This window comes from Amycolatopsis sp. SID8362, assembly GCF_010550475.1.
In the GTDB taxonomy this organism is placed as follows: Bacteria; Actinomycetota; Actinomycetes; order Mycobacteriales; family Pseudonocardiaceae; genus Amycolatopsis; species Amycolatopsis eburnea.
Genome location: NZ_JAAGNB010001147.1, coordinates 1 through 314, shown reverse-complemented (window position 1 = coordinate 314; position 314 = coordinate 1). Strand labels below are relative to the sequence as shown.

Below are 314 nucleotides of genomic sequence, written 5' to 3'. Positions count from 1 at the left end.
TCCTCGACGAAACGCTGGGCACGCTCGGCCCGGCCGCCGCCTGGACCGACGTCCTGGCCCCGGTCCTGCGCGGCCTCGGCGACCGCTGGCAGCGCGGCGACGCGTGCTTCGCCTCGGAGTGGGCGCTGACGACGGAGATCTCACTGGCGTACGAGCGCTTCAGCGCCCGCTTCCCGGCGGCCGTCCCCGGCCGGCCGGTGCTGCTGGCGTGCTGCCCGGCCGAGCGGCACTCGCTGCCGATGGAGGCCCTGCGGGCGACGCTGGCGGAGGCGGGCATCCCGGTGGCGTACCTCGGCCAGCTCGTCCCGGCGGAA

The 314-nt window shown here is 77.1% G+C and carries 1 pseudogene; it reads left to right on the top strand.

The features are described from left to right. Positions 1 to 314: pseudogene (locus G3I65_RS35530) on the top strand (helix-turn-helix-type transcriptional regulator); the annotation flags it as partial.